The following is a 21,376-nucleotide window of genomic DNA, read 5'->3' on the forward strand; positions in this document are numbered from 1 at the left end:
ATCGCCACAGCGCCATCGGCTTCGTGACGCCGGCGCAGCGCCATGCCGGGCTGGACCGGGCCCTGCTTGAGGAGCGCGCGCTCGTTTATGAACGGGCACGCCAGAAAAATCCTCAACGCTGGTCAGGGCAAGCTCGCCAGTGGGCGCATGTCGATGTCGTTCACCTCAACCCAGAAATCCCACAAATAAAGGAGCTTCGAAACACGCAAAAAGCAGCCTGACTCACTTCACTTCAGGCGACAACTTCCTTGACAGCCACCGGAACGTAAGACCGTATTCGCATTGAGTCTGAGAGCATCCATGCTTTGAGCAAAAAGCTGCCGACTCCAACTTTCACTCGCAGCAGCAGTTGATGCGATTGTGAGTGCGCCCGATTTCCGCACAGCAACTCTCTTCCCCAATGTCTTTCGTGTCAGTACGCCGAATGGAAGAAGCAGAGTCGTATTTACCCCTTGGAGCGCGAAAATGTCTGCGATCTCCTCGCTAAATTTAGTTCCATAGACGAGCGCTACACCTACATCAGCTTTCAACTGCGCCAGTTCTGCCGAAATTGCTCGAAGTGCATGGAGTTCGCGCTTCCCCGGATTACGTGATGGCAGAAGCGCAATCCATTTGCGCAATAGGGTTGCAGGCGACTCCTCGGCCTGGAGCACCTGCATGGCGGTGCAGCGCTTCCTGAAAGAAAACCAAGGGCAGCTCGCACTGCCGCTAAGGCTCCAAGCAAGTACATCACCAATGAACAACGACATCATCCTCTGCGAGCTCGGACGACTGCAGGCGGCAGGCAAACCACACGTGCTCGACCTCTTCGCCGGCTGCGGCGACATCTCCCTCGGATGTGAAGCCGGGGGACATTCTGTAACCGAATCAGCCCAACGCGGACCTCGCCTAACCAATTTCCGCCGCGTCCTCCTCGTCCCCTGACAAAACGCGTTCGGCGTCCTGGGCCTGACATTCGGCATATGTGGCTAGCTTCGCGGATTTACATCCGCCGGCCTACCGGTTATTGATCTCCCAGATTCGATCAGAGAGCTGGCCCAAAACAATAATTTACCTCTCCATCCCTGCTACGCCCTGCCATGCTGCAGAACGCTGCAGTACCCCTCACTCCCACTCGATGGTTGCAGGCGGCTTGCTGCTGACGTCGTAAGTGACGCGGTTGATGCCGCGCACTTCGTTGATGATGCGGCCAGAGACCTTTTTGAGCAGAGCATACGGCAGCTCGGCCCAGTCGGCGGTCATGAAGTCGCTGGTTTGCACGGCGCGCAGCGCCACCACATACTCATACGTCCGGCCATCGCCCATCACACCGACGCTTTTCACCGGCAGGAAAACGGTGAACGCCTGGCTGGTCAGGTCGTACCAAGTCTTGCCAGTTTCCGCATCCTTGAAGTTGCGCAACTCTTCGATGAAGATGGCGTCAGCCCGGCGCAGCAGATCGGCATATTCCTTCTTGACTTCGCCCAGGATTCGCACACCTAGCCCCGGTCCGGGAAACGGATGGCGATACACCATGTCATGCGGCAGGCCCAGCGCCACGCCCAACTCGCGCACCTCGTCCTTGAACAGTTCGCGCAGCGGTTCGAGTAGTTTCAGGCCCAACTGCTCGGGCAGTCCGCCGACGTTGTGATGGCTCTTGATCGAGACAGCTTTCTTGCTCTTGCCGCCGCCCGACTCGATCACATCCGGATAAATTGTTCCCTGAGCCAGCCATTTCGCGCCCTTGTAAGTGCCGTCCAGCCCCGCCTTGAGCCGCGCGGCCTCGGCCTTGAACACCTCGACAAACTCACGTCCGATGATCTTGCGCTTGGCTTCCGGGTCGCTCACGCCGGCCAAGTGGCCCAGAAACTGGTCTGCCGCATCAACGCGAATCACTTTGGCGTGCAGCTTGCCGACGAACATTTCCATCACCATGTCGCCCTCGTTCAGGCGCAGCAGGCCGTGGTCGACAAACACGCAGGTGAGCTGGTCGCCGATGGCGCGGTGAATCAGCGCGGCAGCCACCGAGGAATCAACGCCGCCCGACAAACCCAGAATGACTTCCTCATCGCCGACCTGTTGGCGAATTCTCTCAACTGCCTCGGCGATGTAGTCGCCCATGACCCAGTCAGGACGCGTTGAGCAAATGTCCAGCACAAAGCGGTTGAGGATGGCTGCGCCCTGCCGGGTGTGCGTGACTTCGGGATGAAATTGCAGACCGTAGAAATGCCGTTCTTCGTCCGCGATGCCGGCAATCGGGCAGCTCTCGGTACTCGCCATGAGCTTGAAACCTGGCGGCATCTCTGTGACCTTGTCGCCATGGCTCATCCACACCGTGAGCATGCCCTGCCCTTCGGGCGTAGTGAAGTCGGTGATGCCTTCCAGCAATGCCGTGTGGCCGCGTGCTCGCACATCGGCATGGCCGAATTCGCGCTTGTGGCCGCCCTCGACCTTGCCGCCCAGCTGATGCGCCATGGCCTGCATGCCGTAGCAGATGCCCAGCACCGGAATGCCCAGCTCAAACACCGACTGCGGTGCCTTGTCAGTGGCTTCTTCGTAAATACTGGCGTGGCTGCCCGACAAGATGATTCCCTTCAGGGTACCGTCGCTGGCGTACTCGCGAACCCAATCATCGCTCACGTCGCAGGAATGAACTTCGCAGAAAACATGGGCTTCGCGGACCCGGCGCGCGATCAGCTGGGTGACCTGTGAGCCGAAGTCGAGAATGAGGATTTTTTGGTGTTGCATGAAGGACGCCTCGGGCGAAAAGTTCAGTCAAAAAAAAGAAAAAGGGCGTCTGCCACCAGACGCCCAGAAAGCATAGAACAAGCTTTACTCAGCGCGGTAGTTCGGCGCTTCCTTGGTGATCTGCACATCATGCACATGGCTTTCGCGGATGCCTGCGGAGGTAATCTCGACAAACTCCGAGTTGTTGTGCATGTCCTCGATCGTTGCGCAACCGCAGTAGCCCATGCTGGCGCGCAATCCGCCGGCCATCTGGTAAATGATGGCGACCATCGAGCCTTTGTAAGGCACGCGGCCTTCAATGCCCTCAGGCACCAGCTTGTCGGCGTTCGGGTTGCCTGTGCTCGACTCCTGAAAGTAGCGGTCGGCGCTGCCCTGCTGCATGGCGCCAATGCTCCCCATGCCGCGGTAGCTCTTGTAGCTTCTTCCCTGGAACAAAATGACTTCGCCGGGTGCCTCTTCGGTGCCAGCAAACATGCCGCCCATCATCACCGTGCCGGCGCCGGCCGCGATGGCTTTGGCAATGTCGCCGCTGTAGCGAATGCCGCCGTCGGCAATCAGGGGAACACCGGTGCCTCGCAGGGCGGTTGCCACGCTGTCGATGGCCATGATCTGCGGCACGCCGACGCCCGCGACGATGCGGGTGGTGCAGATGCTGCCCGGACCGATGCCGACCTTGACCGCATCGGCGCCAGCCTCGACCAATGCCAGCGCGGCCGCGCCGGTGGCGATGTTGCCACCGATCACGTCGATGTGCGGATAGTTCTGCTTGACCCAGCGCACCCGGTCGATCACGCCTTTGCTATGGCCATGCGCGGTGTCCACGACGATGGCATCGACTCCGGCGCGGACCAGCGCCTCGACGCGTTCTTCGGTTCCCTCACCCACGCCAACGGCAGCGCCGACCCGCAGTTTTCCGTGCAAGTCGCGCGCGGCATTCGGAAAGGTAGTCTGCTTGGTGATGTCCTTGACCGTGATCAGGCCCTTGAGCTCGAACTCGTCGTTGATCAGGAGCACGCGCTCCAGGCGGTGCTTGTTCAGCAGTGCCTTAGCGTCGGCCAGCGTGGCCGTGTCGGGCATGGTGATCAGGCGATCACGCGGCGTCATGATGGTGCTGACCGGCACGTCCATGCGCGATTCGAAGCGCATGTCGCGTCCGGTCACGATGCCAACGACCTTCCCGCCGTCAATCACCGGAAAGCCGGAAATACCCAGTTGTTCGCTCAGCGCCATCACCTGCCGCACGGTGTGCGTCGGGGTGATCACGACCGGGTCGCGCAGCACGCCGCTTTCGTAGCGCTTGACCTTGGACACTTCGGCCGCCTGCTGTTGGGGCGTGAGGTTTTTATGAACGATGCCGATGCCGCCCTCCTGCGCAATGGCAATGGCCAGGCGCGCTTCGGTGACCGTATCCATCGCCGCTGAAACGAGCGGTAGATTGAGGCGGATGTTTCGGGAAAACTGGGTGGAAAGAATGGCGTCCTTGGGCAGGACCTGGGAGAACGCTGGCACCAACAATACGTCGTCGAAGGTGAGCGCTTTGCCGAGTAGGCGCATAGAGAAAGCTCCAAAAATACGATTGTACCTTTGCCCCCGGTGTGCCCCATACTTACCCTGGCCCGCCACGTTTGCGAGTCTTCAAGGTTCAGCTTTGCAAGCAAAACGCACAGACCTTCGAAACACAGGGATACACTTTCACCATGGACTTCAAATTTCTGACACGAACCGTGGTTCTGGCAATGGCCGGCAGCGTATTGACGATTCCAGCCCTTGCCCAATGGCAATGGCTGGACAAGGACGGCCGCAAGGTATTCAGCGACCGGCCGCCACCCTCCGATATTCCGCAGAAAAGCATCCTGAAGGAGCCGGGGATCAAGGCGCCCAGTCCTCTGCAAGCCGTGGCAGCCATTACGCCAGCCCCGGCGGCATCAGCGCCTGCCGCAAAAGCCAGCATGCCCAGGCTTTCGGGCAGGGATGCAGAACTCGAAGCCCGGAAGAAGCAGGCCGATGCGCTAGAGGAAAGCAAAAAGCAGGCAGAGGCTGAAAAGCTTGCCAGCGCCAGAGCCGACAACTGCGAACGGGCAAAAAAAGGGCAGGCAACGCTGAAGTCCGGAGTTCGCATTGCACTCACCAATGCCAAGGGAGAACGCGAATTCATGGATGACGCCGCCCGGTCCATGGAAACCAAACGCCTCCAGGCGATTACCGAAAGCGACTGCGCCCACTAAGGCGCTTGGCTGCTTGCCAATTCAATAACCAGCTTTTGCGCCAGGCCGCTTTCGAGTGAACAGCCCTGCGCTTTTGGCACCCTGTCGGTCAAACCGCTCGCGCCTGGCGGTTTTCGGATCGACGCGCAAGGGACGGTAGATTTCGATCCGGTCCTTGTCTGCCAGCAGATGATCCAGCCGGATTCTTCGTCCCCAGATACCTGCCAGCGGCCTGTTTTCCGCAAGATCCGGAAATTCATCGAAAATGCCGCAACCCGCAAGCGCTTGGGCAACCGTTGCGCCGGGCTCAAGCTCAAACGTCCACTTCCTGACCTCGCGCGGGGCAGGTGAATAGACCAGCGTGATGTTCAGGCGCGATCCGTCCCGGGATGGTTCAGGCGTCGCCATAGACGTGCGAAGCCCGCTTGACGAAGGCATCCATCAGGCTGCCTGCGATCTTGTCAAACACCGGTCCGACCAGTGCCGCCAGTGTTCCGTTGTCAAAGTCGTAGCACAGGGTGAACTCGACCCTGCAAGCGCGCTGGCTGCCGTCGCCCAGCGGCAGAAAGTTCCAGTCGCCTTCCAACCGGGAAAAAGGACCGTTGACCAGCTTGAGGCTGACCCTCTGATCCAACTCGTGCCGGTTGCGCGTGGTGAAGCTTTGGCGGATGCCAGCAATGGAAATGCCGACCTTGGCCACCATGCCATGAGCAGTTTCTTCTTCCACCGAAGCGCGGTCGCACCACGGCAAAAATTGCGGATAGCTGACAACGTCAGTCACCAGCGCAAACATTTCAGCGGGGCTGTACCAGATAAGAACGGACTTGTGAACGGTTTTCATACAATCTAAGGCTGGGGGCAATTGTATGAGCCACAAGAGCTGCTTCGCCCCTTCGCTCCACTATCTTGATCATGGCCACCAAAGAAGCATCCACCATCAAAAAACCAGCAGCAGCATCTTCTTCCGGCAAGCCGGCAGGAAAACCCGCTGCCAGTCTCTCACCCAAAGCCGCGGCAGCGGCCGTGCGCATCGCCGATAACAAGAAAGCCGCATTCAACTACCACATCGAAGAGCGGTTTGAAGCCGGCATGGTGCTAGAAGGCTGGGAAGTCAAGTCGGTGCGCGAAGGCAAGGTGCAGCTGACCGACGGCTACGTGGTGATCAGGGGTGGCGAGCTGTTCATCATAGGCTGCCAGATCAACCCGCTGGGCACCGCCTCGACCCACATCCGGCCCGACTCGGTACGCACCAAGAAGCTCCTGATGCACAAGGAAGAGATTCGTCGGCTGATTGGCAAGACCGAGCAGAAGGGATTCACACTGGTGCCGCTGAACATGCACTGGAAGGCCGGCAAGGTGAAATGCGAGATCGGCCTGGCCAAGGGCAAGGCCGAGCATGACAAGCGCGACACCATCAAGGACCGCGAAGGCAAGCGCGAGGTGGACCGGGCCATGAAGTCGAGGAACCGATAAAGGTATGGCGCGAGGCCGGGCAGCTGTGGCTGCACGGCACACGCGCATTGCGTGCCTGACTCTTTATGTTGACACACAACTTTTATGTAAATAACATTCGCTCCAGAATTACCTGACGCAGCTGATTTACCAGCAGCGCAGAAGGACTGACAAAGCCAAGCCAGCAACCGCCAGCTCGCCTACAGGTCTCGCAAAGGGTGCGTTTGCGCACTCCACGGACTGGCGAAAAAAGCATCCGCCATGCCGGGCTTCACGTCCTCGATGCGCGCTGGCTTCCATTGAGGCTTGTAGTCCTTGTCCACCGCCAGCGCGCGAATGCCCTCGACGGTTTCACTTTCCGCACCTGGCCGCAGGTGAAAGCACTGGTGCACCATGTCGCGCTCCATGCGCAGGTCATCGGCCAGGGTCATGCCTCGGGCGCGGCGAATCTGCTCCAGCGTGACATGCAGCATCAGCGGTGAGCGCTTGCGCAGCACCGCCGCCATCCGTGCAGCCCAGCGGTCGTCCTTGGCTTTTTCCAGCGCATCGACGATGTGCTTGACCCGCAGCAATGAGAAAAATGCATCAATCTGGCCTGTAGCGCATGCTGGTCGGGCGCTATCAGCTATGAATTTTGAAGCAATCCACTGCTCAGCTTCGACCGCAGAAGCCCACGGCGTAGCGCCCAGTTCCGCCCAGAGCGCTGGCAGGGCGGCGGCGTCCAGCTTGAGGTCCGCCAACCCATAGCCAATCGCCTCATCGGCGCCAATCGTCTCGCCGGTCAGCGCCAGGTATTCGCCGACATGGCCGGGGCAGCGGCTCAGAAAATAACCGCCGCCCACGTCGGGGAACAGGCCGATGTTGGTTTCGGGCATGGCCATTTTGGTGTGCTCGGTGACGATGCGCACCCGCGCACCCTGGCTCAGGCCCATGCCGCCGCCCATCACCACGCCGTCCATGAAGGCAATGTAGGGCTTGGGATAGGTCTGGATCAGGTGGTTGAGTGTGTATTCCCCGGTGAAAAATTCGTCCAGTGCAGCATCGCCGGCCAGCGCTGCCTGATGAAAGAAGCGTATGTCCCCGCCCGCGCAAAAACCGCCAAACAGGCTTTCAGGCGTTCCGGGGCGGCCCATCTTGTTGGTGCCGCGAATGGCCACCACGCGCACGTCCGGATCATCCTGCCAGGAACGCAGTATCTTGAGCAGATCGCGCACCATGGGCAGCGACAGCGCATTGAGCGCCTTGGGCCGGTTCAGCGTGATCAGCCCGGCATTGCCACGGCGCTCGGCCAACACGTCACCGGTCGCATCGATTTTCATCATTTCCGTCGTCATGTTCTTTGTCTCCATCCAATCAATTCATTCACCACCAACGCGCCGATGACCAGCGAGCCGCCGGTCAACACACTGGACCCAGGCACCTCGCCAGCGCCTGTCCAGGCCAGCAGGATACCGAAAATCACTTCCAGCAAGGCCAGCAGCGCCACCTCAGGCGCCTTGAGTACGCCGGCGCACAACACCGCCAGCACGCACGGAATAGCCAACTGGAACAGGCCGAGCAACGCCAGCAGGCCGATGTCGTGCGGCGTCGCCGAAAAGGGAAACGCCAGCGGCAAAGTTGCCAGCGACGACAGCGCCGCCCCAACCAGCACCGCAGGCACCAGGTCGATCTTCTGGCCATGGGCGCCGCCATGCTGCACCACTGTCCAGTTGATGGCGCCCGCCACCGGCACCATCAACGCCACCAGCGTACCGGCCAACTGGCTGCCCAGGTCCATCTGGCCGCCATACATCCAGGCAATGCCAACGCTGGCCAGCGCAATCGCCACCCAGGTCCGCGCCAAAATCTTGTGGCCGATGAAAACACGCGCCATCAATGCCGTGATGAACGGGCCGAGCGCCAGCGTCACCAGCACATTGGCCACGGTGATCAGCGTCAGCGCCACCATGAAGGCGGTGAACATCACGCTCCAGCAAACGCCCGACAACCACAGCGCCTTGCCGCCATGGCGGATTTTCGAGAAAACCGCCCGCCCCTGGAAAAAAGGCAGGATCACCAGCAGCGACGCTAGCGTGAAAAAGCTGCGCCAGAAGGTCACCTCGAAACTGCGCGCCGCCTCCAGCTGCCGCGTCACCACGCCGGCGGTGGACCACAGCAGCGTCACCAACACCATCAAGGCCACCGCGCGGGAATGCGTTAACTTCATCAAAACCCCTGTCGCCAGTTAAAAAAAGGCCGCTGGCACATTTAGCGCGCAACGGCCGGTTTCTAGATAAGCCCCGCCTCTAAGGAGGTTGCACTGCAACTTCCCCTCCTTTACCAGCAGGGGCCGCGGAACTGGCTTTGCCAGGCCGCAGGCGCAGCACCCCCTTGGGGGGCAGCGCAGTACGCGAAGCGACAAGCGTGGGGGCATTTACTTCAGTGCCCCCTCGGGGGGCAGCGAACCACACGAAGTGGGGAGCGTGGGGGCTTGTTCAGCGGCCGAAGCGCTTGCGATCGCTTTCGGTCAGGTAGCGCTTGCGCAGGCGAATCGACTTGGGCGTGATCTCGACCAGCTCGTCGTCCTCGATGAACTCGACGCCGTATTCCAACGTGCATTCAATCGGCGGCGTGATCTTGATCGCGTCTTCCTTGCCGGACACGCGGAAGTTGGTCAGCTGCTTGGTGCGCGTGGCGTTGACCACCAGATCGTTGTCGCGGCTGTGGATGCCGACGATCATGCCTTCGTACACCGGATCGTTCGCCTTAACGAACATGCGGCCGCGGTCGTCGAGCTTGCCCAAGGCGTAGGTGAAGATTTCACCGGCATCCATGGAAATCAGCACGCCGTTCTTGCGTCCGCCGATGTCGCCCTTGTGCGGCTCGTAGCAGTCAAAAATGTTGGCGATCAGGCCGGAGCCGCGCGTCAGGTTCAGGAATTCATTGGTGAAACCGATCAGGCCACGCGCCGGAATGCGGTATTCGAGGCGCACGCGGCCACGGCCGTCCGGCTCCATGTTGACCAGTTCGCCCTTGCGCTCGCCCAGCGCCTGCATCACTCCACCCTGGTGCTGCTCTTCGATGTCGGCGGTCACTAGCTCGATCGGCTCGTGCTTGACACCATCGACGTCCTTGAGCAGCACGCGCGGCTTGGAAACCGCCATCTCGAAACCTTCGCGACGCATGTTTTCCAAGAGGATGGTCAGGTGCAACTCGCCCCGGCCCATCACTTCGAAAATGCCTTCCTCGCTGGTTTCATTGACGCGCAGCGCCACGTTGTGCTGCAGTTCCTTTTGCAGGCGGTCCCAGATCTGGCGGCTGGTGACGTACTTGCCTTCGCGGCCGGCCAGCGGGCTGGTGTTGACGCAGAAGTTCATCGTCAGCGTCGGCTCATCGACCTTGAGCATGGGCAGCGGCATCGGAGTGGCCGGGTCGGTGATGGTCACGCCAATGCCGATGTCGGTCAGGCCGTTGATCAGCACGATTTCGCCGGGGCCGGCTTCCGTGGCTTGCACGCGCTCCAGGCCCTGGAAGGTCAGCACCTGGTTGATGCGGCCCTTGACCGCCTTGCCGTCCGGGCCTTCCATCACGACCACGTCCATCATCGGCCGGATCGTTCCCTGGCTGATGCGGCCCACGCCGATACGGCCGACAAAAGTCGAAAAGTCGAGCGCGGAAATCTGCAGCTGCAGCGGCGCGTCTGGGTCGCCCTTCTGGGCAGGCACATGCTTGAGCACGGTATTGAACAGGGCCGACATGTCGGGGCCCCACTGCTCGCCTTGCGCGCCTTCTTCCATCGACGACCAGCCGTTGATGCCCGAGGCATAAACCACCGGGAAATCGAGCTGTTCATCGGTCGCGCCAAGCTTGTCGAACAGATCGAACGTGGCGTTGATCACCTTGTCGGGATTGGCGCCTGGCTTGTCCACCTTGTTCACGACCACGATGGGCTTGAGGCCCAGGGCCAGCGCCTTCTTGGTGACGAAGCGGGTCTGGGGCATCGGGCCTTCCTGCGCATCGATCAGCAGCACGACGCCGTCAACCATGGACAGCGCGCGCTCGACTTCGCCGCCGAAGTCGGCGTGGCCCGGGGTATCGACGATGTTGATGTGCGTGCCTTCCCAGGTCACGGCGCAGTTCTTGGCCAGGATGGTGATGCCACGCTCTTTTTCGATGGCGTTGTTGTCCATCACGGTGTCGACGACCTTTTCGTGGTCGGCGAAGGTGCCGGACTGGCGCAGCAACTGGTCAACCATGGTGGTCTTACCATGGTCAACGTGGGCAATGATGGCGATGTTACGGATCTGTTTATGACTCATGGTGGACTTTCTGGGAACTTGAAACGGTAGTTGGATTAATGTTGAAAAAAACCGGCTTCCGTGGGTTCGGAGGCTGCGGCCGTGGAAACTGGCGATAAAACTTCAATAGCTTGTGTTGTGTGCCAGGCCGATTCCAGGATGTCCTGGACTTCAACCGGGCTCAGCAGGCGCTGGGGAATCAACTCGTCCGCGCAGATATGGGCAGAACCCAGAAATGCGGCAGGCTCACTGCCATAAACCTGCACCAGCGGCGCATCGGCGCCCCACTGGCCCCGGCGGCGCAGGCCGCTCAAAAATCGTCCTGCATTATCGGCATCCAGTGTGACAGACGGGTAAGCCGCCACCAGCGACTGCGGCGCCAGCAAACAAGCGTCGCGCCCGGCTTCGGTCATCGCTTCGAGCGCGGCCAGTGTCACGCATTGCGCACCCACAAAGCCGCCGGTCTCGATCCGGCGCAGCGAGCCCAGGTGCGCACCGCAACCCAGCGCCTCGCCGATGTCTTCGCCGAGCGTGCGAATATACGTTCCCTTGCTGCAGCTCACTATTATTTTAATAGCTGCTGGCGCCCGTGGATCATGCGCAAGAGCCATATTTAGCTTAAAAACCGTGATGTGGCGCGCTTCCCGCTCGACCTCGATGCCCTTGCGCGCATATTCATACAGCGCCTTGCCGTCTTTCTTCAGCGCTGAATACATCGGCGGCACCTGCGCCAGCGGGCCAGTGAAGCGCCGGGTCATGGCTTCAAGCAGTTCGGGCGTGATCTCGGGCACCGGCCGGGTTTGAATCACTTCGCCTTCGGCATCGGCCGTGCTGGTCTTCTGGCCCAGCAGCAGCACCGCCTCGTAAGTCTTGTCTGCGTCTAACTGCAACTGGCTGAACTTGGTGGCCGCGCCAAAGCACAGCGGCAGCACACCCGTGGCCAGCGGATCGAGCGTGCCCGTATGGCCCGCCTTTTCCGCGCGCAGCAGCCATTTAGCCTTTTGCAGCGCCTGGTTGCTCGACAGGCCCAGCGGCTTGTCGAGCAACAGCACGCCGTGAACGGGACGTCGCTGGATTTTCTGGCGGGGAGAAGAAGGTTGCGTCATAAGGCTCCGACAGGCTCTGCGCCGGGCCTGCCCGAACGCTGGTTGGCACCGTTGTCCCCGAACCTGTCAAGGGGAAACGGCGCGAACTCAGTCGTCCTGGGCGCGGGAAGAAACCGCCTTGGCAATCAAGGCGTTCAGGTCAGCCGCACGTTCGGTGGTCTGGTCGAAATGGAAATGCAGCGTAGGCACGGTGTGCGTCATCAGACGCTTGAACAGGCCATTGCGCAGGAAGCCGGCGGCTTGGTTGAGGGCAATTTCGCACTCTTTCGGGTCGCCAACCAGCACGCTGAAGTAAATCTTGGCATGGGCATAGTCGGGCGTGACTTCGACCGACTGGACCGTCACCATGCCGACGCGCGGGTCTTTCAACTCGCGCGCGATCAGTTCCGTCAGATCGCGCTGGATCTGGTCGGCCACGCGAAAGCTGCGGTTGGGGGTGGATGATTTTTTACGCATGAAATTGGGGTCTGAAGTTGCAGTCCTGGTTTGAACCGGCCGTTCGCCGACCCTGGGGGTGGCGAACGGCCATGTGCTTACAAGGTCCGGGCCACTTCCTTGATTTCGAAGAACTCCAGGATGTCACCGACTTCGATGTCGTTGTAGTTCTTCAGGTTCAAGCCGCACTCGAAGCCTTCCTTGACTTCCTTGGCATCGTCCTTGAAACGCTTGAGCGAGTCGAGTTCACCGGTGAAGATGACCACGTTCTGGCGCAGCAGGCGCACCTTGGCGGAGCGGCGAACCACACCGGCGGTGACCATACAGCCGGCAATCGAGCCGATCTTACTGACCTTGAAGATGTTGCGAATCTCGGCATTGCCGATGATTTCTTCCTTCTTGTCGGGCGTCAGCATGCCGGACATGGCGGCCTTGAGTTCGTCCACAGCGTCGTAAATGATGTTGTAGTAGCGAATGTCAATGCCGTTGTTCTCGGCCTGCTTGCGCGCCTGGGCGTCGGCCCGGGTGTTGAAGCCGATCAGCACGGCCTTGGAAGCAATCGCCAGGTTGACGTCGGATTCGGAAATACCGCCGACACCGGAATACACCAATTGCACCTTGACCTCGTCGGTCGAGAGCTTGAGCAGCGACTGCGCGAGCGCTTCCTGCGAACCCTGCACGTCGGCCTTGATGATGATCGGCAGCAGCTTGACTTCGCCTGCGTTGATGTCGGCAAACATGTTCTCCAGCTTGGACGCCTGCTGCTTGGCCAGCTTGGTGTTGCGAAACTTGCCGGCGCGGTAGGTGGCGATTTCACGGACACGGCGCTCGTCGGTCATGACCATGAAGTCATCACCGGCCTGCGGCACTTCCGTCAGGCCCTGGATTTCGACCGGAATCGACGGACCGGCAGTCTTGATCGGCTTGCCGTTTTCGTCGAGCATGGCGCGCACGCGGCCATAGGTCGAGCCCGCCAGCACCACGTCGCCGGCCTTCAGCGTGCCGGACTGAACCAGCACGGTAGCGACCGGGCCGCGGCCCTTGTCCAAGCGCGCCTCGATCACCAGGCCCTTGGCCAGGGAATCGACCGATGCCTTGAGTTCAAGCACTTCAGCCTGCAGCAGCACCTGTTCGAGCAGTTCGTCGATGCCGGCACCGGTGTGGGCCGAGACCGGCACGAACGGTGAATCACCGCCGAACTCTTCGGGCACCACGCCTTCGGTGACCAGTTCTCCCTTGACGCGCTCCAGGTTGATGCCGGGCTTGTCGATCTTGTTGATCGCCACGACGATCGGAACGCCGGCGGCACGGGCGTGCTTGATGGCTTCCTTGGTCTGCGGCATCACGCCGTCGTCAGCCGCGACCACCAAGATCACGATGTCGGTGGCCTGCGCGCCACGGGCACGCATGGCGGTGAACGCCTCGTGGCCCGGGGTGTCGAGGAAGGACACCATGCCGCGCGGGGTTTGCACATGGTAGGCGCCGATGTGCTGGGTGATGCCGCCGGCTTCACCGGACGCCACCTTGGCCCGGCGGATGTAGTCGAGCAGCGAGGTCTTGCCATGGTCAACGTGACCCATGACGGTGACCACCGGTGCGCGTGGCAGCGCTTCGGCCTGCTGGCCTTGCACATCGTCGTCGGTGAACGCTTCCGGATCGTCCAGCGCGGCGGTCAGTGCCTTGTGGCCCATTTCTTCCACCACGATCATGGCGGTGTCCTGGTCCAGCGGCTGGTTGATGGTGACCATCTGGCCGAGCTTCATCAAATGCTTGATGACCTCGGACGACTTCACGCTCATCTTGTGCGCCAGTTCGCCCACGGTGATGGTTTCGGGCACATGGACCTCGATCACCTTGAACTCGGTCGGCGCAACAAAATTCGACTCCGGCCGCACGTCGCGTCCGCCGCTGCGGCGGCCACGCGGGCCCGCGCGGAAATTGCCTCGGCCCGGCACCACCGGAGCGCCACGGCTCGGGATGCCCTTTTTCTTGGCCGCGTCGTCTTTCCAGGTCGAAGACAGGTTCTCGGACTTGACTTCCTTCTTGCCGGCGGCCCCTGGGGCAGCGGGAGCGCCAGCAGCGCCCGGCGCAGCAGGCTTGACGGCACCCGGAGCAACAACCGGCTTGTGCAGCGTTCCCTTCATCGCGACCTTGGGGTCGACGTGGGGAACCAGGACACGCTTGGGCGCGGACAGCATGGCGCGAATGCCGGCGGCTTCTGCCTCGGCCTTGCGGCGGCGTTCCTGCAGGTCAACAGCCTTGGCCGCATCCGCCTGGAATTCAGCGGTTGCCTTGGCTTTTGCCGCGGCCTGCAGGCTTGCAGCTTCTGCGGCCTTGGCGCTTGCGGCCTCGGCGGCCTTGCTGATTTTTTCTGCTGCGGCAGTGTCCACGATCTTTTGTGCTTCCACGGTAACAGTTGCAGCCACCGGAGCAACAATGGGCGCCGGTTTGAAGATTTTGCCAATGGTGGGCTTGGGCTTTTTCGCTGCTTCGGCAGCAGCGGCGGCGGCTTGGGCCGCCACTTGTGCTTGCGCCTGGGCATGGGCTTCAGCTTCAGCTTTTTGGGCAGCAGCTTCGCGCACCTGCTCGCGTGCCGCTTCCTGCGCAGCCTGCTCGTCGCGCAAACGACGCTTTTCCGTCAGTTCTTCTTCCTGGCGGCGCAGCAACTCGGCATTGCGGTTCGCCTCGTCTTCGCGGCGGACCAGTTCGGCATCTGCGGCGGCCTGAATCTGCGGAGCAACCGCAGCCGCATTCGGCTGGGTTTCTTCAGCCGGCAGACCCATTTCATCCTCACGCCTGATGAAGGTGCGCTTCTTGATGGTCTGGACGGGAATGGTGCGGGCTTTGCCGCTGGAATCAGCCTGCTTGATTTCGGAAGTGGACTTCTTCATCAAGGTGATCTTTTTTCGATCGGCCGCGACGGTGCCATGGCTGGCATGAAGGTAGCCGAGCAGCTTTTGCTTGTCGGATTCCGACAAGGGATCGCTGGCCTGCGACTTGGCAACGCCTGCGCTGGTCAATTGCTCGATCAGGGTGGCGGGAGATTTATTCAATTCAGCTGCGAATTCAGCGACGGTAGTGGTACTGGACATATTTGGTTTTCCTGACTGGCCTCCATGATTCAATGCTCTTGGGCTGCTGCGGGTGCAGCAGCGTCGCCAGCGTCATCGGTAAACCAATGGGCGCGTGCAGTCATGATCAGGGCTTTGGCCTCGTCCGCAGACTGGCCGGTTATATCGGTAAGCTCATCCACGGCCAGATCGGCCAGGTCGTCACGGGTGGCAACACCCGCGTCAAGCAACTTTTCAATCAGCTCGGGCGTCAATCCGGCAACGTCGCGCAGGTTCTGCGAAACACCACCAGCATTTTCTTCCAGGGCGATTTCCATGGTCAGGAGAGCGTCTTTGGCGCGTGTGCGCAGTTCATTGACGGTGTCTTCGTCGAAGGACTCGATTTCCAGCATTTCCTGCAGCGGCACATAAGCCACCTCTTCCAGGCTGGTGAAGCCTTCGGAAATCAGGATGTCGGCGATTTCCTCGTCCACGTCGAGCTTGGCCATGAACAGCTTGCGGCTGCTGTCGGTTTCGCTGGCCTGCTTCTGGGCCGACTCGTTGGCATCCATGATGTTGATCTTCCAGCCGGTCAGCTCGGACGCCAGGCGCACGTTCTGGCCGCCACGGCCAATGGCGATGGCGAGGTTTTCCTCGTCCACCACCACGTCCATGGCATGGCGCTCTTCATCAACCACGATCGACGACACATTGGCAGGCGCCAGCGCGCCGATCACAAACTGGGCCGGGTCTTCGCTCCACAGCACGATATCGACGCGCTCGCCGGCCAGCTCATTGGTCACGCCGTTGACACGGGTGCCGCGAACGCCAACGCAGGTGCCGATCGGATCGACGCGCTTGTCATGCGACAGCACGGCAATCTTGGCGCGCGAGCCGGGGTCGCGGGCGCAGGTCTTGATTTCCAGCAAGCCCTGCTCAATCTCGGGGACTTCCTGGCGGAACAGCTCGATCATGTATTCAGGCGAGGTGCGCGACAAGATGATGGGCGCGCCACGCAGCGTGGTGTCAACTTCCATGATCATGGCGCGGACGCGGTCGCCGGTGCGCAGGTTTTCCTTCGGAATCATGTCGCTGCGGCGCAAACGGCCTTCGACGCGGCCGGACTCGACGATCAGGTCACCCTTGTCCATGCGCTTGACAGTGCCGACAAAAATCTTGTCTCCGCGCGACATGAAGTCGTTGAGCAGCATTTCACGCTCGGCGTCGCGGATTTTCTGCAAAATGACCTGCTTGGCCGCCTGCGCGCCAATGCGGCCAATCGGCAGGCTTTCGACCGGTTTTTCGATGTAGTCACCCTCTTCGATGTCGGCAATTTCGTCCCGGGCATCGGTCACCAGCTCTTCGGCTTCCGGGTTTTGCAGGCCGGCTTCGTCGGCGACGACCAGCCAGCGGCGGAAGGTCTCGTATTTGCCGCTGTCTCGGTCCACCGCGACACGGATGTCCACGCCGTCCGCATAAACCTTCTTGGTCGCCGAGGCGAGCGCAAGCTCGACAGCGCCGAATACAACGTCGCGCTCAACGTTCTTTTCACGCGAGATGGCGTCAACCAGCATCAACAGTTCGCGATTCATTTCACAAGCCTGCCTTTCTAAATTATGTTTCTATGGATGTGTCGGCAACAGACTTGGGTCTGCGACCCTTGAAATCGACCACGGGCGCCAAACGCGCCTGTTGGATTTCATCCAGCGTGAACCCCAGCGCCTGAAGGGGCGCGGGAATTCGTTTCTTGCTAACCTTTTGACCAGGCTTGACAGCAGGCTCATCGCTCCAGACGATTTGCCATGCGGGCTGACCGCCAACAGGCTCGGCCCGTTCCAGCGTTCCGCGAAATTTCTTGCGGCTGGCAGAAACCGTCGAACCCGCACTGGCAGCCACGCCAATCGGCGCCTTGAGGGTGATGTCAATCAACTCGCCCGCAAAACGCTCAAAATCTTTTTCATTGCGCAGGGGCCGGTCAATGCCGGGGGAACTGACTTCCAGGCGCGAATACTCGGCACCTTCGACTTCAAGCACGAACTGAAGCTGACGCGTCACCTTCTCGCAGTCTTCAGCATTGATGAACTGCACGGCGTCAACCGGTGTTCCGGCAAGGTAAGGCATGTCGATCGTGACACGCAGCAAGCCGCCGCTGGTTCGCTCGATTTCGACCAGTTCGTAGCCCAGTCCCGTTACCGTTTGCTCAATCGTCTCTTGCAAAGCCATTCAGTCTTTCGTTCCTTTTAACTTCTCGCCAACCGCTCATTTGCCCTGTGCAAAAACAAACGCCCAAAAAAAATGGGCGGTAAAAACCCGCCCATTTGGTCGTGTGAAGCGCGTATTCTAGCGCACGAGACACCATAACGCAACTATTTTTGTGCAGGTTTGGCCATCAAGGCCCTGCAAATTCACTCAGACCGGGCCATGACTCAACCCTGCGCGACCAGGATTTTCGTGTAGGGATGCTGCGGTGCATCGAGCACGGACTGAACAGGGCCTGATTCGACGATGTCGCCATCTTTCATCACCATCACCTCGTGGGCCATGGCGCGAATCACGTCGATGTCATGCGTGATCAAAAGATAGCTCAGGCCGCGCTCCCGCTGCAGCCGCTGCAGCAGCCCGAGCACCTGCTTTTGAATCGTCACATCGAGCGCACTCGTCGGCTCATCGAGCACCAGCAGACTGGGATTGACGATCAGCACCCGGGCGATGGCCAGCCGCTGGCGCTGCCCGCCCGAAAATTCATGCGGATAGCGCCGCAACAGCCCCGGAAACTGCGCTTCGCCCATGCCCACATCGGCCAGCGATTGCTCGACGCGCACCCGTCTTTCACCCTGGCTCAGCAAAGGCTCATGCACCAGCAGGCCTTCTTCCACAATTGCTTCCACCGTCATGCGCGGCGACAGCGAAGAAAAAGGGTCTTGGAACACCACCTGAACCACCTTGCGAATGGCCTTGTTGCCAGCGGCCTGTCGGCTCCACGACTGCCCCGCCGCCTGCAGCTGGCCGGAGAACTTCAGCAACCCCAGGCTGGCCAGCGCCAGCGTGGACTTGCCCGAGCCCGACTCGCCCACGATGCCCAGCGTTCTTCCCGCCGCAATGGCAAAGCTTGCATCCTTGACGGCGACAAACTCACCGCTTTTAAACCAGCCCCGCAGGCCCGCAATAGCCACCGGATAGGCGACGCGCAACTGGCTGGCCCGCATGACTGGCGGGAGTTGCTTGGCTTGCGGGCGGGCTTCATCGACATCCCGCACCGGTTTGCTGTCGATCAGCTTGCGGGTGTAGGCATGCTGTGGCCGGGAAAACACGTCGGCCACCTTGCCCTGCTCGACGATGTGGCCGTTTTCCATGACCGCCACCCGGTCGGCAAAGCGTCGCACCAGGTTCAGATCGTGGGTGATCAAGAGCACGGCCATGCCGTTTCGCCGCTGCAAATCACCGAGCAAGTCCAGGATCTGGCCGCGCAGCGTGACATCGAGCGCCGTGGTCGGCTCATCGGCCAGCAGCAGCCTGGGACGGCACGCCAGCGCCATGGCAATCATGGCGCGCTGGCGCTGGCCACCCGACAACTGATGCGGAAAGGCATTGGCTCGCCGCTCAGGCTCGGGAATCCCCGTACTTGCTAGCAATTCAATAGCTGCTTGCGCAGATGCAGCCTGCGTCACACCCTCTTTTAGCTGTAAAACTTCGGCAATCTGGTCGCCCACGGTGAACAGCGGGTTCAGCGCCGTCATTGGCTCCTGAAAAATCATGGCGATGTCCCTGCCGCGAATACTCAGCAGCGCGCGTTCAGGCATCGACAACAAATCGCCCTGGCCGCCGGGCGCTTCAAACAGCGCCCGCCCGCTGATCCCCGCATCCTGAACCAACCGAAGCAGACTCAGCGCCGTCACCGTCTTGCCCGAGCCTGACTCGCCGACCAGCGCCAGCTTTTCGCCGGATGCGATGGAAAAGTCGATGCCGCGCACGACGTCCTTACCGGCGAAGGACACGCGCAGGTCTTTGACTTCCAGCAGCGGGCGGGTCATTGGTCGATCTTTCTGGGGTCCAGCGCATCGCGCAGCGCATCGCCCATAAAGGTCAGCAGCAGCAAGGTGATCACCAGCACCGCGAACGTGGACAGCGAAATCCACCAAGCGTCGATGTTGGCCTTGCCTTGGCTCAGCAGTTCGCCCAGCGAGGGCGTTCCCGGCGGCACGCCCAGCCCCAGAAAATCGAGCGAGGTCAGCGCCAGGATGGCCGCGCTCATGCGAAATGGCAGAAAGGTCACCACGGGCGTCAGGCTGTTGGGCAGGATATGCCGCCACATGATCTGCAGATTGCTAACGCCCAGGGCTTTCGCGGCCCGCACGTAGTCCATCTGGCGGTTGCGCAAAAACTCAGCGCGCACATAGTCCGACAGCCCCATCCAACCAAACAGGCTGAGCAGCACCAGCAGCAGCGCCACGCTGGGCGCAAAGATGGCGCTGAAAATGATCAGGAGGTACAGCTCGGGCATGGAACCCCAGATTTCCATGAAGCGCTGGCCGACCAGGTCGGTCTTGCCGCCCGCGTAGCCCTGAATGGCGCCAGCAATCACGCCCATGACCACGCCGATGGCGGTCAGCGCCAGGCCAAACAGCACGCTCAGGCGAAAGCCGTAAATCAGCTGGGCCAGCAAATCACGCCCCCGGTCATCGGTGCCGAAGAGGTTGTCACGCGACGGGGCCGAAGGATTGGGTTCCCTGGCGAAGTAATTGATGGTGCGCGGTCCATAAGGATTGGGCGGGTAGATCGCCCAGTTGCCGCCCTGCGTCAGCTTGTCACGGATGAACGGGTCGAGGTAATCGGCCGGCGTGTCAAAGTCGCCATCGAAGGTTTTCTCCGAATAGTCCTTGACGAGCGGAAAGTACAACTTGCCCTTGTAATTCACCACCAGCGGCTTGTCGTTGGACAGCACCTCGGCGAACAGGCTGAACACCACCAGCAGGCAAAACAGCACCAGGCTCCAGTAACCCAGCCGATTGCGCCGAAAACGCTGCCAGGCACGGCGGGAAGGTGAAACCGAGGGCGGCGACACAGACGCAGAACTAATTTCCATGCTCAATCAAACTTCACGCGCGGATCAACCCACACATAACAAAGGTCGCTGACCAGCTTGGTCACCAGGCCAATCAGGGTAAACAGATAAAGAGTTCCCAGCACCACAGGGTAATCGCGACGGATCACGCTTTCATAGCTGAGCAGCCCCAGCCCGTCGAGCGAAAAAAGCGTTTCGATCAGCAGCGAGCCGGTGAAGAAGGCGCCAATGAAGGCCGCCGGGAAGCCGGTGATGATGGGAATCAGCGCATTGCGAAACACATGCTTCCACAGCACCTGGCGCTCGGCTAAACCCTTGGCGCGGGCGGTCAGCACGTACTGCTTGCGGATTTCCTCCAGGAACGAGTTCTTGGTCAGCACCGCCGTCACGGCAAAACTGCCCAGCACCATGGCGGTGACCGGCAGCGTGATGTGCCAGAGGTAATCGGTGATGCGGGCGCCCCAGCCAAGTGTTTCCCAATTGGCCGAGGTCAGCCCGCGCAAGGGAAACCACTGCAGCTGCCCGCCAAACACCACCAGCAGCGCCACGCCCAGCACGAACCCCGGAATCGCATAGCCGACCAGCACCACCAGCGTGGTCACGAAGTCGAAACGGCTGCCGGCCCTGACCGCCTTGGCCACGCCCAGTGGCACGGCAATCAGGTAGCTCAGAAAAAAAGTCCACAGCCCCAGGCTGACCGACACCGGCAGCTTTTCCTTGACCAGTTCCCAGACATCCTTGTGCTGGTAAAAGCTGTTGCCCAGGTCAAAGCGGGCAAAGCGGCCGAGCATCTGCAAAAACCGCTCAAGCACCGGCTTGTCGAAACCATACAGCGCCTTGATTTCCTCGATGCGCTCGGCATCCACGCCCTGCCGCCCCCGGTAGCCGGCACCGCTGCTCGCTGCGCGCTCGCCACCCGAATCGCGGCCCTGCAGTTGCGCGACCATCTGCTCGACCGGCCCGCCCGGAACGAACTGCACCATGGCGAAGGTCAGCAGCAGCACGCCGAACACGGTCGGAATCATCAGCAGCAGGCGCTTGAGGATGTAGCTGGCCATCAGTG

At 60.9% G+C, this 21,376-nt stretch carries 19 protein-coding genes and 1 pseudogene; 4 read left to right on the top strand and 16 right to left on the bottom strand.

Translation table 11 applies throughout. The features are described 5' to 3' along the window. A pseudogene (locus tag ACP7AD_RS12060) lies at positions 1 to 221 on the top strand (IS3 family transposase); the annotation flags it as partial. A 6-nt stretch (positions 222 to 227) separates the two neighbouring features. Here the strand turns inward: ACP7AD_RS12060 and ACP7AD_RS12065 are convergent. Continuing rightward, positions 228 to 659, bottom strand: a complete 432-nt coding sequence (locus ACP7AD_RS12065) for a hypothetical protein (RefSeq protein WP_426147825.1) — start codon at positions 657 to 659, stop codon at positions 228 to 230. A gap of 76 nt (positions 660 to 735) precedes the next feature. Here ACP7AD_RS12065 and ACP7AD_RS12070 point away from each other — a divergent pair, with 76 nt between their 5' ends. Beyond that, on the top strand, positions 736 to 924 hold the full coding sequence (locus ACP7AD_RS12070) for a hypothetical protein (protein ID WP_426147823.1): 189 nt from the start codon (positions 736 to 738) through the stop codon (positions 922 to 924). Between the two features lie 180 nt (positions 925 to 1,104). Here the strand turns inward: ACP7AD_RS12070 and guaA are convergent, their stop codons facing one another. Both guaA and guaB read right to left on the bottom strand, forming a co-directional pair. Next, on the bottom strand, positions 1,105 to 2,727 hold the full coding sequence (gene guaA, locus ACP7AD_RS12075; RefSeq protein WP_426147821.1) for a glutamine-hydrolyzing GMP synthase: 1,623 nt from the start codon (positions 2,725 to 2,727) through the stop codon (positions 1,105 to 1,107). A gap of 84 nt (positions 2,728 to 2,811) precedes the next feature. Next, a complete protein-coding gene (gene guaB / locus ACP7AD_RS12080) occupies positions 2,812 to 4,281 on the bottom strand; it encodes an IMP dehydrogenase (RefSeq protein ID WP_426147819.1) in 1,470 nt (489 codons plus the stop codon). Between the two features lie 143 nt (positions 4,282 to 4,424). On the opposite strand from guaB, the gene ACP7AD_RS12085 reads away from it, so the two are divergent. Continuing rightward, complete coding sequence (locus ACP7AD_RS12085; RefSeq protein ID WP_426147817.1) at positions 4,425 to 4,952, top strand: DUF4124 domain-containing protein; 528 nt, start codon at positions 4,425 to 4,427, stop codon at positions 4,950 to 4,952. 21 nt (positions 4,953 to 4,973) lie between these two features. Here the strand turns inward: ACP7AD_RS12085 and ACP7AD_RS12090 are convergent, their stop codons facing one another. Both ACP7AD_RS12090 and ACP7AD_RS12095 read right to left on the bottom strand, forming a co-directional pair. Then, positions 4,974 to 5,339, bottom strand: coding sequence for an RnfH family protein (locus tag ACP7AD_RS12090; RefSeq protein ID WP_426147815.1), 366 nt, complete (start codon positions 5,337 to 5,339; stop codon positions 4,974 to 4,976). After that, positions 5,326 to 5,772 (bottom strand): type II toxin-antitoxin system RatA family toxin, encoded by a 447-nt coding sequence (locus tag ACP7AD_RS12095; RefSeq protein WP_426147813.1) that lies wholly within the window; start codon positions 5,770 to 5,772, stop codon positions 5,326 to 5,328. The genes ACP7AD_RS12090 and ACP7AD_RS12095 overlap by 14 nt, the downstream gene beginning before the upstream one ends. A 71-nt stretch (positions 5,773 to 5,843) precedes the next feature. On the opposite strand from ACP7AD_RS12095, the gene smpB reads away from it, so the two are divergent. Next, positions 5,844 to 6,404: an SsrA-binding protein SmpB gene (gene smpB, locus ACP7AD_RS12100; protein WP_426147811.1), complete on the top strand. Its 561-nt coding sequence runs from the start codon at positions 5,844 to 5,846 to the stop codon at positions 6,402 to 6,404. 179 nt (positions 6,405 to 6,583) lie between these two features. Here smpB and ACP7AD_RS12105 read toward each other — a convergent pair whose 3' ends face one another. The 11 genes from ACP7AD_RS12105 to ACP7AD_RS12155 form a co-directional block, all read right to left on the bottom strand. Then, positions 6,584 to 7,717: an enoyl-CoA hydratase/isomerase family protein gene (locus tag ACP7AD_RS12105; protein WP_426166150.1), complete on the bottom strand. Its 1,134-nt coding sequence runs from the start codon at positions 7,715 to 7,717 to the stop codon at positions 6,584 to 6,586. Next, positions 7,714 to 8,589 carry a DMT family transporter gene (locus ACP7AD_RS12110; RefSeq protein ID WP_426147807.1) on the bottom strand — a complete coding sequence of 292 codons (876 nt, stop codon included), beginning with the start codon at positions 8,587 to 8,589 and terminating at the stop codon, positions 7,714 to 7,716. Before ACP7AD_RS12110 ends, ACP7AD_RS12105 begins: the two co-directional genes overlap by 4 nt. 268 nt (positions 8,590 to 8,857) lie before the next feature. Further along, positions 8,858 to 10,681 (bottom strand): translational GTPase TypA, encoded by a 1,824-nt coding sequence (gene typA, locus ACP7AD_RS12115; RefSeq protein ID WP_426147805.1) that lies wholly within the window; start codon positions 10,679 to 10,681, stop codon positions 8,858 to 8,860. A 35-nt stretch (positions 10,682 to 10,716) separates the two neighbouring features. Continuing rightward, positions 10,717 to 11,766 carry a tRNA pseudouridine(55) synthase TruB gene (gene truB / locus ACP7AD_RS12120; protein ID WP_426147803.1) on the bottom strand — a complete coding sequence of 350 codons (1,050 nt, stop codon included), beginning with the start codon at positions 11,764 to 11,766 and terminating at the stop codon, positions 10,717 to 10,719. 87 nt (positions 11,767 to 11,853) lie between these two features. After that, positions 11,854 to 12,222: a 30S ribosome-binding factor RbfA gene (rbfA, locus tag ACP7AD_RS12125; RefSeq protein ID WP_349281455.1), complete on the bottom strand. Its 369-nt coding sequence runs from the start codon at positions 12,220 to 12,222 to the stop codon at positions 11,854 to 11,856. A gap of 77 nt (positions 12,223 to 12,299) precedes the next feature. Beyond that, positions 12,300 to 15,293, bottom strand: a complete 2,994-nt coding sequence (gene infB / locus ACP7AD_RS12130; protein WP_426147800.1) for a translation initiation factor IF-2 — start codon at positions 15,291 to 15,293, stop codon at positions 12,300 to 12,302. Between the two features lie 29 nt (positions 15,294 to 15,322). Next, entirely contained in the window at positions 15,323 to 16,843 is a 1,521-nt protein-coding gene (gene nusA / locus ACP7AD_RS12135; RefSeq protein WP_426147798.1) for a transcription termination factor NusA, read from the bottom strand. Positions 16,844 to 16,865: 22 nt separating this feature from the next. Beyond that, the gene (rimP, locus tag ACP7AD_RS12140) at positions 16,866 to 17,474 is read right to left on the bottom strand and encodes a ribosome maturation factor RimP (protein WP_426147796.1); all 609 of its coding nucleotides are present in this window, start codon (positions 17,472 to 17,474) and stop codon (positions 16,866 to 16,868) included. Positions 17,475 to 17,677: 203 nt separating this feature from the next. Then, the gene (locus tag ACP7AD_RS12145) at positions 17,678 to 19,282 is read right to left on the bottom strand and encodes an ABC transporter ATP-binding protein (protein WP_426147794.1); all 1,605 of its coding nucleotides are present in this window, start codon (positions 19,280 to 19,282) and stop codon (positions 17,678 to 17,680) included. Then, a complete protein-coding gene (locus ACP7AD_RS12150; RefSeq protein ID WP_426147792.1) occupies positions 19,279 to 20,334 on the bottom strand; it encodes an ABC transporter permease in 1,056 nt (351 codons plus the stop codon). Before ACP7AD_RS12150 ends, ACP7AD_RS12145 begins: the two co-directional genes overlap by 4 nt. 2 nt (positions 20,335 to 20,336) lie before the next feature. After that, on the bottom strand, positions 20,337 to 21,371 hold the full coding sequence (locus tag ACP7AD_RS12155) for a microcin C ABC transporter permease YejB (protein ID WP_426147790.1): 1,035 nt from the start codon (positions 21,369 to 21,371) through the stop codon (positions 20,337 to 20,339). Positions 21,372 to 21,376 lie beyond the last annotated feature (5 nt).

The sequence above is a fragment of the Polaromonas sp. DSP2-3-2b2 genome (assembly GCF_049895905.1).
Classification (GTDB): Bacteria; Pseudomonadota; Gammaproteobacteria; order Burkholderiales; family Burkholderiaceae_C; genus Polaromonas.

Coding starts and splice junctions, on each gene's coding strand:
- ACP7AD_RS12065 (WP_426147825.1), bottom strand. CDS start 659: ATGCAGGTGCTCCAGGCCGAGGAGTCGCCTGCAACCCTATTGCGCAAA.
- ACP7AD_RS12070 (WP_426147823.1), top strand. CDS start 736: ATGAACAACGACATCATCCTCTGCGAGCTCGGACGACTGCAGGCGGCA.
- guaA (WP_426147821.1), bottom strand. CDS start 2,727: ATGCAACACCAAAAAATCCTCATTCTCGACTTCGGCTCACAGGTCACC.
- guaB (WP_426147819.1), bottom strand. CDS start 4,281: ATGCGCCTACTCGGCAAAGCGCTCACCTTCGACGACGTATTGTTGGTG.
- ACP7AD_RS12085 (WP_426147817.1), top strand. CDS start 4,425: ATGGACTTCAAATTTCTGACACGAACCGTGGTTCTGGCAATGGCCGGC.
- ACP7AD_RS12090 (WP_426147815.1), bottom strand. CDS start 5,339: ATGGCGACGCCTGAACCATCCCGGGACGGATCGCGCCTGAACATCACG.
- ACP7AD_RS12095 (WP_426147813.1), bottom strand. CDS start 5,772: ATGAAAACCGTTCACAAGTCCGTTCTTATCTGGTACAGCCCCGCTGAA.
- smpB (WP_426147811.1), top strand. CDS start 5,844: ATGGCCACCAAAGAAGCATCCACCATCAAAAAACCAGCAGCAGCATCT.
- ACP7AD_RS12105 (WP_426166150.1), bottom strand. CDS start 7,717: ATGACGACGGAAATGATGAAAATCGATGCGACCGGTGACGTGTTGGCC.
- ACP7AD_RS12110 (WP_426147807.1), bottom strand. CDS start 8,589: ATGAAGTTAACGCATTCCCGCGCGGTGGCCTTGATGGTGTTGGTGACG.
- typA (WP_426147805.1), bottom strand. CDS start 10,681: ATGAGTCATAAACAGATCCGTAACATCGCCATCATTGCCCACGTTGAC.
- truB (WP_426147803.1), bottom strand. CDS start 11,766: ATGACGCAACCTTCTTCTCCCCGCCAGAAAATCCAGCGACGTCCCGTT.
- rbfA (WP_349281455.1), bottom strand. CDS start 12,222: ATGCGTAAAAAATCATCCACCCCCAACCGCAGCTTTCGCGTGGCCGAC.
- infB (WP_426147800.1), bottom strand. CDS start 15,293: ATGTCCAGTACCACTACCGTCGCTGAATTCGCAGCTGAATTGAATAAA.
- nusA (WP_426147798.1), bottom strand. CDS start 16,843: ATGAATCGCGAACTGTTGATGCTGGTTGACGCCATCTCGCGTGAAAAG.
- rimP (WP_426147796.1), bottom strand. CDS start 17,474: ATGGCTTTGCAAGAGACGATTGAGCAAACGGTAACGGGACTGGGCTAC.
- ACP7AD_RS12145 (WP_426147794.1), bottom strand. CDS start 19,282: ATGACCCGCCCGCTGCTGGAAGTCAAAGACCTGCGCGTGTCCTTCGCC.
- ACP7AD_RS12150 (WP_426147792.1), bottom strand. CDS start 20,334: ATGGAAATTAGTTCTGCGTCTGTGTCGCCGCCCTCGGTTTCACCTTCC.
- ACP7AD_RS12155 (WP_426147790.1), bottom strand. CDS start 21,371: ATGGCCAGCTACATCCTCAAGCGCCTGCTGCTGATGATTCCGACCGTG.